At 62.2% G+C, this 13,750-nt stretch carries 15 protein-coding genes; 10 read left to right on the top strand and 5 right to left on the bottom strand.

Annotated features, from left to right (window positions below; genetic code table 11):
* Positions 1–66: 66 nt before the first annotated feature.
* The gene (locus AC1RTB_RS20775) at positions 67–936 is read right to left on the bottom strand and encodes a methylenetetrahydrofolate reductase (RefSeq protein ID WP_492879303.1); all 870 of its coding nucleotides are present in this window, start codon (positions 934–936) and stop codon (positions 67–69) included.
* Positions 937–1,285: 349 nt separating this feature from the next.
* Here AC1RTB_RS20775 and AC1RTB_RS20770 point away from each other — a divergent pair, with 349 nt between their 5' ends.
* From AC1RTB_RS20770 to AC1RTB_RS20745, 6 genes are read left to right on the top strand one after another with little or no spacing between them, the layout of a single operon-like run.
* Positions 1,286–1,603, top strand: a complete 318-nt coding sequence (locus AC1RTB_RS20770; protein WP_492879301.1) for a hypothetical protein — start codon at positions 1,286–1,288, stop codon at positions 1,601–1,603.
* A gap of 10 nt (positions 1,604–1,613) precedes the next feature.
* Complete coding sequence (locus AC1RTB_RS20765) at positions 1,614–1,997, top strand: hypothetical protein (protein ID WP_492879299.1); 384 nt, start codon at positions 1,614–1,616, stop codon at positions 1,995–1,997.
* Between the two features lie 12 nt (positions 1,998–2,009).
* Complete coding sequence (locus tag AC1RTB_RS20760; protein WP_492879297.1) at positions 2,010–2,177, top strand: hypothetical protein; 168 nt, start codon at positions 2,010–2,012, stop codon at positions 2,175–2,177.
* Between the two features lie 10 nt (positions 2,178–2,187).
* On the top strand, positions 2,188–3,585 hold the full coding sequence (locus tag AC1RTB_RS20755) for an APC family permease (RefSeq protein WP_492879296.1): 1,398 nt from the start codon (positions 2,188–2,190) through the stop codon (positions 3,583–3,585).
* 58 nt (positions 3,586–3,643) lie between these two features.
* Positions 3,644–4,342 carry a hypothetical protein gene (locus AC1RTB_RS20750; protein ID WP_492879294.1) on the top strand — a complete coding sequence of 233 codons (699 nt, stop codon included), beginning with the start codon at positions 3,644–3,646 and terminating at the stop codon, positions 4,340–4,342.
* Between the two features lie 7 nt (positions 4,343–4,349).
* Positions 4,350–4,616, top strand: a complete 267-nt coding sequence (locus AC1RTB_RS20745; RefSeq protein WP_492879292.1) for a hypothetical protein — start codon at positions 4,350–4,352, stop codon at positions 4,614–4,616.
* A gap of 33 nt (positions 4,617–4,649) precedes the next feature.
* On the opposite strand, the gene hppD is transcribed toward AC1RTB_RS20745, so the two are convergent.
* The gene (gene hppD / locus AC1RTB_RS20740; protein ID WP_492879290.1) at positions 4,650–5,762 is read right to left on the bottom strand and encodes a 4-hydroxyphenylpyruvate dioxygenase; all 1,113 of its coding nucleotides are present in this window, start codon (positions 5,760–5,762) and stop codon (positions 4,650–4,652) included.
* A gap of 125 nt (positions 5,763–5,887) precedes the next feature.
* Here hppD and AC1RTB_RS20735 point away from each other — a divergent pair, with 125 nt between their 5' ends.
* Positions 5,888–6,355 carry an Lrp/AsnC family transcriptional regulator gene (locus AC1RTB_RS20735; RefSeq protein WP_476799877.1) on the top strand — a complete coding sequence of 156 codons (468 nt, stop codon included), beginning with the start codon at positions 5,888–5,890 and terminating at the stop codon, positions 6,353–6,355.
* A gap of 338 nt (positions 6,356–6,693) precedes the next feature.
* On the opposite strand, the gene AC1RTB_RS20730 is transcribed toward AC1RTB_RS20735, so the two are convergent.
* Positions 6,694–7,140, bottom strand: coding sequence for a MarR family winged helix-turn-helix transcriptional regulator (locus AC1RTB_RS20730; RefSeq protein WP_492879288.1), 447 nt, complete (start codon positions 7,138–7,140; stop codon positions 6,694–6,696).
* 84 nt (positions 7,141–7,224) lie between these two features.
* Here AC1RTB_RS20730 and hmgA point away from each other — a divergent pair, with 84 nt between their 5' ends.
* The 3 genes from hmgA to maiA are packed head-to-tail and all read left to right on the top strand — an operon-like array spanning position 7,225 to position 10,245.
* The gene (gene hmgA, locus AC1RTB_RS20725; protein ID WP_492879286.1) at positions 7,225–8,574 is read left to right on the top strand and encodes a homogentisate 1,2-dioxygenase; all 1,350 of its coding nucleotides are present in this window, start codon (positions 7,225–7,227) and stop codon (positions 8,572–8,574) included.
* Between the two features lie 13 nt (positions 8,575–8,587).
* Positions 8,588–9,613 (top strand): fumarylacetoacetate hydrolase family protein, encoded by a 1,026-nt coding sequence (locus AC1RTB_RS20720; RefSeq protein WP_492879285.1) that lies wholly within the window; start codon positions 8,588–8,590, stop codon positions 9,611–9,613.
* The gene (gene maiA / locus AC1RTB_RS20715) at positions 9,610–10,245 is read left to right on the top strand and encodes a maleylacetoacetate isomerase (protein ID WP_492879283.1); all 636 of its coding nucleotides are present in this window, start codon (positions 9,610–9,612) and stop codon (positions 10,243–10,245) included. The genes AC1RTB_RS20720 and maiA overlap by 4 nt, the downstream gene beginning before the upstream one ends.
* Positions 10,246–10,417: 172 nt before the next feature.
* Here the strand turns inward: maiA and AC1RTB_RS20710 are convergent, their stop codons facing one another.
* Both AC1RTB_RS20710 and AC1RTB_RS20705 read right to left on the bottom strand, forming a co-directional pair.
* Positions 10,418–12,430, bottom strand: coding sequence for a putative 2-aminoethylphosphonate ABC transporter permease subunit (locus AC1RTB_RS20710; RefSeq protein ID WP_492879281.1), 2,013 nt, complete (start codon positions 12,428–12,430; stop codon positions 10,418–10,420).
* Positions 12,427–13,611 carry a putative 2-aminoethylphosphonate ABC transporter ATP-binding protein gene (locus AC1RTB_RS20705; RefSeq protein WP_492879279.1) on the bottom strand — a complete coding sequence of 395 codons (1,185 nt, stop codon included), beginning with the start codon at positions 13,609–13,611 and terminating at the stop codon, positions 12,427–12,429. The genes AC1RTB_RS20710 and AC1RTB_RS20705 overlap by 4 nt, the downstream gene beginning before the upstream one ends.
* Between the last annotated feature and the right edge of the window lie 139 nt (positions 13,612–13,750).

Below are 13,750 nucleotides of genomic sequence, written 5' to 3'. Positions count from 1 at the left end.
CCGACAGGTTCAAAAAACCGAAGCGCCCGGCAGTCGTTCTGCCGGGCGCTTCATGCTGTCTGATGCTCACTTGCCGCGATAAGCCGCAAGCCAGTCGGAGGTTTTCTGCCAGCCGCCGAACGGGAAGAAATGGATATCCAGTGGTCCAGCCGGCTCGGGATAGGCCGCCTCGATGGTCTCGATGAGCTCCGCCGGATCGCGGTCGGACAACACATTGAACAGCCCGGTTCCCGAACGCTTCAATGCGGCCAGCGAAGGGCCTACGCCGCACATTGCAGCGAACTTGATCAGCTGCGGCAATGAGGTGACGCCGGCAAGGCCGATGCGGACGGCAAGCGCCGGATGCTCTGCTTGCAGGCGCCGCGCCCACCCAGCCATGACCGCGCCGTCGAAAGCGAATTGCGAAACGATGTTGGGCTCAAGGCCAAGCTCGGCGCAGCGCGCCAGTTTACGTTTCAGCGCATCGCTGAGCGCGTCCTGGCTGATCGCTGAATGTCCCTCGGGATAGCCGCCGATGAAAGCGGTGCGGATCGAGCTCTGCGCCAGCGCCGGGTGTGAAAGCAACATCGCCGCCTCGGTCAGCGGGCCTGACGAGATCAGCGGGTTGCCGCCCAAAAACAGCGCCTGCGATATGCCGTTGCGGCCATGGGCTTCGAGGTGGTGAATGAACTCGGCGACGGAAACGAAATTGCGTGCCGCCAGATGCGGCACCGGGCTGTAGCCCATCGCCTTGAGACGTGCCGAAGCCTCGACCTGGACCGGCAGGGCAGCACTCGACAGATGCGTCAGGAAGACCCTGCTACCCCGAGGAAAAACGCGCCTGTCCGGCTCGAATTTCAGTGCCTGCTGCGGCGAAAGTTCGATGGAGACATCGCCGAAGGCGAGGCCAGGAGAGGGGAGCTTGGGCGTGGCAAGAGCAGCATTTTGGTGAGGCATGGGCTCGCATTCGCTGGGTTAGGGTTGGACGACGTTTCGTCCGGGCTAACACCCGCCATGCACCGCCAGTAGTACCGTCTTGGATCATCACGGCCGAAGTGCTGCACTGTCATCGACCATTTCTCGCTCATTTCCGACCTGCCGCGTAAAATTTCCGACAGCCTGTCAGGGGCGACAAAATCCAATCGTTTCAATGCCATTGCGCCCCTGTCGAAAGCCACGATGCGACAGTTGCGCGCGGTCGTCACTTGACAGGAAATTAACTTTGCCGGACATTCCTCAAGGGAAATTAATTTCCCGCAGAGGCAAACCATTACGAAGCCGAAAACGGCCTGATGGAGGAGGAAATATGGAAGCGACTTTAAGTCAGCAGCGCGAGGCTGCGACTCTCGATCAGCGCATTGACCGCATGCATGCCCGTGATCGAGCGGGCCTCGTGATTTTCGTCGCGGTGCTGTGGTGCACCATGTTGTTCGCGCTGTTCAACATCTGGTCCTACATCTCGATCCCGGCCATTCGCGTCATCCTGTCGATCGCCTGCGGTCTGGTGCTGACGTTCAACACGGCGGCCATCGTCGCCATGCTGCGCCACTACGTCGAAGACAAACACTTCATCTATGGCCTCGACATCAAGCATCTCGACGAGATGCGCCGGCGTCGCGGCTAAGGAGCGGACAATGGCTTACAAACCTCCGAAACAGGGCCTCGCCGGCCAGATTTTCGACGTCGTGACCTTGCTCGTGCTGACCATCGGCGCGCTTTATATTCCGCTCTATCTGGGGCTGGCGGGCGCGGTCAAAGTGCCGAACCCGATCGCCAATCCGACCTGGGAGGCGCTCGGCCAGAACGCCGTCGAGCAGCAGCAATGGGCAGCCCTCGGCATCACCGACCCGGCAGCAGCCAATGACATCATCACCGCGCGGTTCGACTACAGCTTCAGCTGGGTCGCGCTGGTCGTCATGGCCGTACTGGTCATCGGCTACTTCGTCATGGTCGTGCGGCTATCCGACCGGGAATACCGCGAAGTCATCGAAGAACGCTTCGGCAAAAAGAAGCACTAGGGAGAGGCCACGATGGATACCTGGAACATCCTTGAATATGTGGCCTGGGCGCTCGCGGCCATGTTCGGCGTGCTGATGCTCATCGACCTCGTCCGCATCGACACGACTTACGACAACGAACTGCTGATCTCGTCTCGCGAAGGCGAGATCGAGGCGGCCGCAGAACGCCACGAACTCTGAGGGGACGACGATGGCAAATGTTACATCAACGACGGCGGAGCCGGAGCGGCTTCAGCTGCTGCGCGTGCTTGGCCCCGCCCATATCTGGGCGCTCGGCGTCGGCATCGTTCTGGTCGGCGAATATATGGGCTGGAACTTCTCGGTCGGCAAAGGCGGCATGATCGCCGGCCTCATCGCCTGCTGGGTCGCCGGCCTGCTCTACACCTGCGTCGCCATGATCGACTCCGAAGTGACCTCGACGGTTGCCGCGGCCGGCGGCCAGTACGCCCAGGCCAAGCACATCGTCGGCCCGCTCATGGCGTTCAATGTCGGACTGTTCCTTGTCATGGCCTACACCATGCTGGAAGCGGCCAACGCGATCACCGTCGGCTTCCTGCTTGACACGGTGGCCGGCATGCAGGGCCATACCGGTCTCAACCAGCAACCCTTCATCATCCTCGCCATCATGTTTTTGGCGTGGCTCAACTATCGTGGCGTGCTTGCGACGCTGACCTTCAACCTGGTCATCACCGCGGTCGCATTCATGGCGATCATCACGCTGTTCGTCTCGGTGCAGTTCGGCGCTTCCAACGTGGCGCTCGATTTCTCGGCTGTTACCAACGATCCGCTGCCTTATGGCTGGGTCGGCATCGTTGCGGCACTTCACTTCGGCCTGTGGTACTATCTCGGCATTGAGGGTACCTGCCAGGCCGCCGAGGAAGTGCGCTCGCCGGCGCGTTCGCTGCCCTACGGCACCATGGCCGGCATCATGACGCTGCTGATCGCGGCGACCATGACGTGGTATGTCTGCTCGGGCCTTATCCCGTGGGAATATCTCGGTCAGGCCGGCACCCCGCTGTTCGACGCCGCCCGCGTCACCGGCAACTCAGGACTGATGATCCTGCTCTTCGTCGGCACGACTTTCGCCACACTGGCCTCGGCCAATGGCTGCATCAACGACGCCTCGCGCGCCTGGTTCTCCATGGGCCGCGATCGCTACCTGCCGAGCTGGTTCGGTGCCGTGCATCCCGTCTACCGCACGCCCTACCGCGCCATCGTCTTTCTGGTTCCGATCGCGCTTATCTTCGCGCTCGGCGCACCGCTCGACCAGGTCGTGACCTTCTCGATCCTGTCGGGCCTGCTCGGCTACACCTTCATGACCTTCAACATGGTCATGTTCCGCAACAAGTGGCCGCTCGACACCATCAAGCGCGGCTATGTCCACCCGTTCCACCCGCTGCCGACGATCGTCCTGCTGATCCTGTGCTCGACCGCCTATTTCGCCGTGTTCCTCGGCTATGGCACGCAGCTCAGCGCAATGATGTGCTTCTACATCGTGGCATCGCTCTGGTTCCACTTCCGGCGCTACCAGTTCGTGCGCCGCGGCGACCAGTTCACCATGCCCTGGCCGAAGCCGGTCGGCTACTGACCATGCCAGGAGAGGCGGCGCAAACCCGCGCCGCCTCTCATCCAACAAGGCGCCACCGATGATCACCACCATTGCCCTTTCGGCCTTTGCCGCCATTTCCTGCGGCTGGATGGGCACCCGTGCACTGAGCGAACATCGCGCAGCCCTCGCACAGCGCCACGGCCTGCTCGATGACGCGGCCGCGCTGTTCGCCAATGCCCACATCACCTTCGGCCCTGATCATTTCCCGACCCTTGTCGGCCGCCTCGATGATGGCCGCCAGGTCAAGGTCGAGCTCATTGTCGACACCATGGTTTTCCGCCGCCTGCCGCAGCTTTGGCTGAGGGTCACCTTGAGCGAAACCGGGGCGCAGAAACGGCCGACCATCGGCGCGCTCGCCCGTCCGACCGGTGCCGAATATTATTCGCTGGTCCACGACATGGCGGAATGGATGACCCCGCCCGAGACAGACGCGTCGCTGCTGATGCGCGGCGACGGCAGTGCTTCGCCATGGCAGGTTGAGCGCATCTCTGCACTGTTCCGCAACCTGTTTGCCGATCCGCAAGTCAAGGAAGCCGTCATCACGCCACGCGGCACGCGCATCATCCGCCAGGCCGCTCAAGGCGAGCCCGGTGCGCATCTTGTGCTGCGGCAGATCAAGTTTCCGGTTACCGCGATCTCGCCAGATCTCGTGAAGCTAGCCATCGCCGAGGCAAAGGCGCTGAGCGAGGCGCTGGCCGAACCGCAAGCCGCGATCCCCACCTACGAAGCCGCCTGAGGTTCCCATGGCCAAGCCGATCAACCCCTATGTCGTGCTGGCGCTGGCGATCGTTCTGCCGGGGGCAGGGCATGTCGCTGCGCGCGACGCCACGCGTGGGCTCGCCTTCGCCTTCTTCGTGGTGCTGTTTTCGGTGATCACCTACGCCACGACCACGCCAGACCAGAGCTTCATCGGCCGCCATGCCGGTGGCCTGTTTATCTGGGCGCTGTCGATCCCGGACGCATATCGCCGGGCGCGGATTCTGGCTGCCACGACGCAGCGCGCGACCTGAGGCCCGGCTTCGCGAGAAACCGGGCCTTGGTACTCAGGCCGCCGCGTTGTTGGTGATCGCGCCGCGCCGGATCTGGTCTTCTTCGATCGACTCGAACAGGGCGCGGAAGTTGCCCTCGCCAAAGCCTTCGTCACCCTTGCGCTGGATGAACTCGAAAAAGATCGGTCCGATCACGGTCTTGGAGAAGATCTGCAGCAGGATCTTGGTCGTGCCGCCGTCGATCACGCCTTCGCCGTCGATCAGGATGCCGTATTTCTTCATCCGTTCGATCGGCTCGTCATGGCCATGCACGCGGGTGTGCGACAGCTCGTAATAGGTGTCGGGCGGGCCGGGCATGAACTTCAGGCCCTTTTCGGCGATCCTGTCGGTCGAGCTGTAGATGTCGTCGGTGCCAACGGCGATGTGCTGGATGCCTTCGCCCTTGTACTTCCTCAGATATTCCTCGATCTGGCTGGTATCGTCCTTGGACTCGTTCAGCGGGATGCGGATCTTGCCGCAGGGCGAGGTGATCGCGCGGCTGACCAGGCCAGTGATACGGCCGTCGATGTTGAAGAAATGGATCTGCTTGAAGCCGAACAGCTCGCGGTAGAAGTCCCACCACTTGTCCATGTTGCCGCGATAGACATTGTGGGTGAGGTGGTCGAGGAAATAGAAGCCAACGCCCGCAGGCTTCGGATCGGCTTCGCCGAGCCAGTCGAAATCAGCCGCATAGGTCGAACCCTTGGCGCGATATTTGTCGACGAAATAAAGCAGCGAGCCGCCGATGCCGACAATCGCCGGCACGTCGAGGGCCCTGTCGTTGCCGGTGTAAGGCGTAGCGCCCTTGGAAACGGCATGATCGAAGGCATGCTTGGCATCGACCACGCGCCAGGCCATCGAGGCGGCGCAAGGACCATGCTCGCCGACGAAGCGCATGGCATGGCTGCCCGGCTCGGCATTGATCAGATAGTTGATGTCGCCCTGGCGCCAGACGGTGATGTTTTTGGTCCTGTGACGGGCAACGGGTGCATAACCCATGCGGGCGAACAGTTCCTCGAGCTTCTCCGGCTCGGGATGGGCGAATTCGACGAATTCGAAGCCGTCGGTGCCAGCGGGGTTGTCGGCACTGATTTTGGCCGGCGGCGCATCGTGCGGAAACGGACCCATGCAAATTCCTCCTCAAAAACTAGGTGACGCATATTGTGCTCCCCATTCGATGCAATGTGCTTGCATTTTGATGCCATATGGGCCGATCTATGCATGAAACGCGCATGAAGTTGGAGAAGCATGCAATGGCTGACGGTCTCGACCAGTTCGACCTCAAGATCCTGCGCGAGCTGCAGCGCGATGGGCGGCTAACCAACAACGAGCTGTCGGAAAAGATCGCCCTGTCGGCCTCGCAGTGCTCCCGCCGTCGCGTTCGGCTGGAGGCTGACGGCTTCATCCGCGGCTATCAGGCGATGTTGGATCGGGAGAAGCTGGGGCTCGACCTGCTTGTGGTCATCTCGGTGACACTGGCCACCCACAACCGAGACAATGCCCAGCGCTTCGCCCGTCTGGTCAACGACCTGCCCGAAGTGCTGGAGGCGTATTCGCTGACCGGCGAGATGGACTACCACCTGAAGGTCGTGGTGCGCGGGCTTTCCGACCTGTCGCGCTTCGTCAACGAGGTGCTGTTGCCGCACGACGCCGTGCAGCACGTCAAGACGTCGATCGTGCTGACCACGCTCAAGCAGTTCGGGGCGTTGCCGATCGGGTAGGGACGTGTCGTTGCCAAGTGCCCCAAGCGCCATCTCGCATCCCTGCTCGGATGTCTTCTGGACCGCTCCCGCCTTCATTAAGGTCACGGCATGGATTCCCGACACTCTCCGCTCGTTTCACTCGCTCACGAGGTCGGGAATGACGAGCTTCTTGGCCGTTCCCGCCAATCATGATCCGTTTCCGCCAACCACCGACGTCGAAGGTTGGACGAGGCGACACCTGTAATTCGTCATTCCCGACCTCGTGAGCGAGTGAAACGAGCGGAGAGTGTCGGGAATCCATGCCGTGACCTCAATGAAGGCGGGAGCGGTCCAAGCAGCAGCCTGCCTAACTCCAGCTATCGCCGCTTCGCCAGCAGCGCCATCTCGACATCGGCAAGCCCAGCTTCGATGCGCTCGATCGCGCCTTGGCCAAGCGTTTGCTCAAGGCTCGCCTGATAGGCACGGGCAAGGGCTGCAATCTCGCGATAGGATTGCTGGCCAAGCGCGGTCAGCTCCAGATGCTCGACACGGCGGTCGGCATCGTCTTCCGTGCGTTTCAGCCAACGGCGCTGTTCGAGCGCGCGCACGGCGCGGCTGACCTTGGTCTTGTGCATGTTGGAATGCACCCCGACCTCGGTGGCGGTCATCCGCCCGACACTGCCAAGGGCCGCCAGCGTGCGCCATTCAGGCCGCGTGATCTGGTAGCGCTGCTTGTATTCGCGTGCGAAGCTCAGGCTGATCAGCTCGGCGGCGCGGTTGAGCCGGTAGGGCAAAAAACTCTCGAGATCGAAGGATGCGGGCATCGAACAGCCTTTGATAGTTACAAAATCGACGGTTACAATTGCAACCAATTCGACGATCTCATGTGCTCACGGGAGGTGCAAGCCATGCTGGACAAAACCGACAAGCAGGTGGCCGCGGCGGCTGGCGTGAAATACATGCCTGGCTTTGGCAACGACTTCGAGACCGAGGCGCTGCCCGGTGCCCTGCCGCAGGGCCAGAACAGCCCGCAGAAATGCAATTACGGGCTCTACGCCGAGCAGCTTTCAGGCTCGCCCTTTACCGCGCCGCGCGGCACCAACGAGCGCTCCTGGCTCTACCGCATCCGCCCGAGCGTGCGCCATACCAAGCGCTTTTCGGCCGCGAGCTACCCGCACTGGAAGACAGCCCCTTGCCTTGACGATCATTCGCTCGCGCTCGGCCAGTTGCGCTGGGGGCCACTGCCTCAGCCGAAGGAGAAGCTCAACTTCATCGAGGGCATCCGCACCATGACGACGGCAGGCGACGCGATGACCCAGGTCGGGATGGCAGCGCATGTCTACGCCTTCAACGACGACATGGTCGACGACTATTTCTTCAATGCCGATGGCGAGCTGCTGATCGTGCCCGAAGTCGGATCGATCCGCATTTTCACCGAGATGGGCATCATCGATGTCGAGCCCTCGGAGATTTGCCTGATCCCGCGCGGCATGATGTTCAAGGTTTCGCGCCTCGGCGAGGGCGAGACGCGGCGCGGCTACATCTGCGAGAACTACGGCGCCAAGTTCACCATGCCCGACCGTGGCCCGATCGGGGCCAATTGCCTGGCCAATCCGCGCGACTTCAAGACGCCGACAGCAAGCTATGAAGACAAGGAAACGCCGTGCCGCGTGCTCGTCAAATGGTGCGGCAAATTCCATGTCACCGAGATTGGCCATTCGCCGCTCGACGTTGTCGCCTGGCACGGCAACTATGCGCCGTTCAAATATGATCTGCGCACCTTCTCGCCGGTCGGCGCGATCCTGTTTGACCATCCCGATCCGTCGATCTTCACAGTGCTGACCGCCCCGACGGAAGAAGCGGGCACGGCCAATGTCGACTTCGTCATCTTCCCGCCGCGATGGCTGGTGGCCGAGCACAGTTTCCGCCCGCCCTGGTATCACCGCAACATCATGAGCGAGTTCATGGGACTGATCTACGGCCAGTACGACGCCAAGGAGGAGGGTTTCGTGCCAGGCGGCATGAGCCTGCACAACATGATGCTGCCGCACGGGCCTGACGCCATGGGCTTTGAAAAAGCGTCGAACGGCGAGCTCAAGCCGGTCAAGCTCGACCACACCATGGCTTTCATGTTCGAGACGCGCTTTCCCCAGCAGCTGACCAAATTCGCCGCCGAGCTGGAAACTTTGCAGGACAATTACATCGATTGCTGGGATGGTCTCGAACGCAAGTTCGACGGCACACCGGGCATCAAGTGAAGACGGGAAGATCATGAAACTCGCGACGCTGAAAGACTCCACCCGCGACGGCCGCCTTGTCGTCGTCTCAAAAGACCTCACCCGCTGCTCGGAGGTGGGCCACATCGCCCGCACCTTGCAGTCAGCGCTCGACGACTGGGCCCATGTCGGCCCACGCCTCGCCCTTGTCGCCGAGGGTATCGAAACCGGCAGTCAGCCGACAATGCGCTTCCACGAACATGACGCGGCATCGCCCTTGCCGCGCGCTTTTCAGTGGGCCGACGGCTCGGCCTATGTGAACCATGTCGAGCTGGTGCGGAAGGCCAGGGGTGCCGAGATGCCGGCAAGCTTCTGGACCGACCCGCTGATCTATCAGGGCGGCTCGGACGCGTTCCTCGGGCCCCGCGATCCGATCGCGATGGCCGACGAGGCCTGGGGCATCGATCTCGAAGGCGAGGTAGCGGTCGTTGTCGATGACGTGGCGATGGGCGCTGGCCGCGACGAGGCGCATGCGGCGATCCGGCTGGTCATGCTGGTCAACGACGTGTCGCTGCGCGGGCTGATCCCGGCGGAGCTCGCCAAGGGGTTCGGCTTTTTCCAGTCGAAACCGTCGACGGCGTTTTCGCCGGTTGCTGTCAGTCCTGACGAGCTGGGCAGCGCCTGGCACGGTGGCAAGCTGCATTTGCCGTTGCTTGTCGGCGTCAACGGCAAGGCTTTTGGGCGAGCGAATGCCGGTGTCGACATGACCTTCGATTTCCCGACGCTGGTCGCCCATGCCGCCAAGACCCGGCCATTGTGCGCCGGCACGATCATCGGCTCGGGTACCGTGTCCAACAAGCTCGACGGCGGCGCGGGCAAGGCCATTTCGGCGGGAGGTGCAGGCTATTCCTGCATCGCCGAGATCAGGACGATCGAGACGATCGAGGCAGGTGCGCCCGTTACACCGTTCTTGAAGTTCGGCGATCAGGTCCGTATCGAGATGGACGATGCCGATGGCCACTCGATATTCGGGGCCATCGAGCAGACAGTGACCCGATACGAAAGGCCTGAGCCACGATGACCGAAACCGTCCTGTTCGACTACTGGCGCTCGTCGGCGAGCTACCGCGTGCGCATCGCGCTCAACATGCTGGGGCAGGAGTTTCGTTCGGTTTCGGTCGACCTGCTGGCCAGGGGTCAGAAATCATCCGAGCACCTGGCGCGCAACCCGCAAGGGCTGGTGCCGGTGCTGGAAATCGACGGCCACGCCTTCACCCAGTCGCTGGCAATCATCGAATATCTCGACGAAACCCGCCATGCCGGCTTCCTGCCTGCCGACCCGGTCGGACGCCAGCGCGTGCGCCAGTTGTCCTACGCCATCGCCATGGAAATCCACGCTGTCTGCAACACCGGCGTGGTGGCCGAACTGATGCGGGTCACAAGCGACGGCGAGGCAGCGCGCGATGCCTGGATGCAGAAATTCATCGGCGACGGCATGGCAGCGTTCGATAAGCTGCTCGACCATCCCGCGACCGGCACATTCTGCCATGGCGACACGCCCGGCATGGCCGATTTCTGCCTAGTGCCGCAGGTCTACAATGCGCGGCGCTGGAACGTCGATCTCTCAGCCCTGCCGCGCATGCTCGAAATCGCCAGCCGCTGCGAAGGCCTCGAAGCCTTCGCCAGGGCGCATCCCGATCGGGCCAAGGGCTGAGGGTCGTTTCCGGGAGGCGAAGCCCCCCCACCCCTAACCCCTCCCCACAAGGGGGAGGGGGATTCTGGTGACATCTTCGTCAAAGGAAAGCCGCCTTTGCAAGGGTGGCGCTGACAAAGTCCCCCTCCCCCTTGTGGGGAGGGGTTAGGGGTGGGGGTAAGTCCAGGGAGGACTACCGCAACCGCCAGGCCTGCGTCCGCGCGATCAGCACCTTGGACAGGAACAGGTGGATCAGGCGTGCGGCGGCGTTGGTGTAGAAGATCATCATCGCCATCGCCGCTGCCGGTGCCACGTCGCCGGCGTCGTCCATGTTGAGCACGGCGACCGAGGCCAGTGCGGTGTCCTTCGAATAGAGAAACACCACCGCCGATACCGTCGTCATGGCGTTGACGAACAGGTAGATCGAGATGTCGAGGATCGCCGGCAGGCAGACCGGCACCGTGACCCGGGCAAACAGCCTGTAGAATGGCTGCTTGAGCGACGCCGCCACTGGCTCGAACTCCTGGTCTATCTGCTTCAACGCCGTCAGCGCGGTCAGGTGCCCGACGGTGTAGAAGTGGGTGATGGTGCAGACGACAAGGATGGTCATGGTGCCATAGATGGCATGCAGCGGGTTGGCTGGATCGTTGAAGAAGAAGATGTAGGCGAGACCCAGCACCATGCCTGGCACCGCCATGGGCAGCATGGCGAGGAACTGGAATGCCGAGCGTCCTGTGCGGAAGCCTTCGGTCTTTTCGACCATATAGGCACCGACGAAAACGATGATGGTGCCGAAGATCGCTGTCAGGCCGGCGAGCCGGATCGAGTTGTAGTACGAACCCCAACCGCCGCCGTCCATGCGGTCGAAGGCGAAATGCTTGAGGCTGAAGCTCATGTCGTAGGGCCACAGCTTGACCAGTGCTGCGAGCTGGCTCGTTGCCATGATGCCCAGGATGAAGACGGCGATCAGCGAACACCAGGTCAGGCACAGCGCGTCGAAACGCCGGTTCGGCTTGGGCTGGTAGGGCACCGAGCGGGCAGACAGGAGCGCGACCTGCTTTTTCTGCACCATGCGGTCGACGACGAAGGCGGCGATGGCCGGCACGAGCAGGATCACCGAAACCACCGCGCCCATCTCGAAATTCTGCTGGCCGATGACCTGCTTGTAGATGTCGACGGCAAGCACGTTGTATTGCCCGCCGATCACCTTGGGCAGGCCGAAATCGGTGATGACGAGCGTGAAGACGACAAAGGCCGCCGAGATCAAACCGTAGCGCGCACCGGGGATGGTGACCGTCCAGAAGGTGCGCCAACTGCTGGCGCGCAGCGAGGCGGCTGCCTCGTAGTGGCGCTGGTCGGAGATCGCCAGAGCCGTCGAAATGATGATCATGGCGTGCGGGAAAGCGAAGAACACCGAGCCGATGACGATGCCGAGCGGCCCGTAGATCGGCACCCCCATCAGCACGTCTTTGAGCATGCCCTGGTTGCCGAACAGATAGATCAGCGCGATGCCCGGCAGCAGCGACGGCACCAGGATCGGCACCATGGCGACAAGCTTGAAGGCATCCTTGAAGCGCATGCAGCTGCGGTTGAGCGCATAAGCGAAACCGAAGGCCAGCCCGACCGTCACGATGGTGCTGATGACGGCAATGAAGACCGAGTTCTCGATCGAGCGAAACAGGGTCGGCGTCGAGAAATAGGTGGTGTAGTTTTCAAGCCCGATCGATCGCGACGGCCTCAGCATCACGCGGCGGAAATCGTTGGAGCCGAGCTCGAGCCACTCGGTACCCTTGTGCAATTGCAGGCCGACGAGGAAAGAGGCGTCCGATGAGGTGCCGCGGATCTTGTATTTCACCGGGCTGCGGAAACTGAAGTCAGGGAAAAGACTCGTCGCTTGCAAGCGACCATCGGAATTGGTGGCGAGCTTTTCGGGCGTTAGCGTGTTGAGCTTTTCATTGAGCGCAAAGGCCGTGACCGGCGCACCCCAGTTGCCCGAGCTATCGCTGACCTGGAACTCGAACCTGGCCAGATCGAAGCTGTAGGTCGAAAACGACTTCGACAACATGACATAAAGCGGGGCCGCCAATGCCACGATGAGATACAGTGCGATGACCACCATCAGCCCGCGCTTGATCATTTCGTCCTTGTCGAGCGCGAGCTTCAGCGTGCGGCCAGCGGGCAGGCCCGCAACAATTGCCAGGGTCATGACGCTTCCCCTCGGGGATAGACCAGCAGCCGCTCTTCGGGCAGTTCGACAGTCAGCGCACCACCTTCGGCAAGCCCCAGGCGCCGGGCGGCATTGATCGAGAAATCGGCGATCAGCGTCTCGTCGCCAAGATCGGCGCCACGCAGCCGGGTGCGCCAGAACGAGCCGAGGAATTCCATCTCACCGATGGTGACATCGAGCAGGTTCGCCGGTTCTTTCACGACATCGGGCGCGCCAGGTGAACGCGCCCCAGGCCCGTGCGGAATGACATCCTCGGGCCGGATGGCTGCAATGACCGGAGCGCCAGCGTCAAACGCATGGGCCGCGCATTTGAAGGTCTTCGAGCCAAAGCTTACCGCGCCCTTGTGGGCCTTGCCCTTGAACTTGTTGGCCTCGCCGATGAAGTCGGCGACAAACAGCGTCGCGGGATGCCGGTAGATCTCCGTCGGCGTGCCGATCTGCTCGATGACGCCATGGTTCATCACGACGATGCGGTCGGCCATCGACAAGGCTTCTTCCTGGTCGTGGGTGACCATGATGGTGGTGACGCCAAGCTTGCGCTGCAGCTCCTTGATCTCATGGCGAAGATGAACGCGCACCTTGGCGTCGAGCGCCGACAATGGTTCGTCGAGCAGCAGAAGGCCGGGCGAAATGGCAATGGCTCGGGCGAGCGCGATGCGCTGCTGCTGCCCGCCGGAGAGCTGGGCTGGATATTTGTTGGCCTGGTCGGGCAGGCCGACGAGTTCGAGCAGTTCGGCGACACGCTTTTCGATCTCGGCGCGCGGGCGCTTGGTGTTTTCGAGGCCGAAGGCGATGTTCTTGGCGATCGTCAGATTGGGAAACAGCGCGTAGGACTGGAAGACGATGCCGTAGTCGCGCTGCGACGGTGGCAAGGTGGAGACGTCCTTGCCGCCCTGGTGGATCGAGCCGCGCGTTTGCAGGTCAAGACCAGCAACTGCGCGCAACAATGTGGTCTTGCCGCAGCCGGAGGGGCCGAGGAAACAGACGAACTCGCCTTCGCGGATGTCGAGGGAAATGTCCTTCAGCGCATGGAAATCGCCGAAGGCCTTCCAGACATTGGATATCTTGAGGTAGGCAGGCTTCACGTTCAGGCTGGCAGCGGTCATGGCGCTCACGTCAACTGGAGTTCGCGGCTGCTCGGCGAGGGTCTCGTGTTTCATCGTGATGATCCGGCTTGCGCATGATCCGCCAAGTTGAACGACTTTGGCGAAAAGATCATGTGCCGCTTCAAGGGGCAGGGCGCGACCGGACGCAAAACCGGGTCCCATTTTTGCAGACCGCGCTCTGGGGCAAGAGACC

The sequence above is a fragment of the Aminobacter sp. GW821-FHT11F06 genome, from assembly GCF_058808215.1.
Note: the sequence above shows the minus strand (reverse complement) of the source record. Positions and strands in the feature narration are given on the sequence as shown.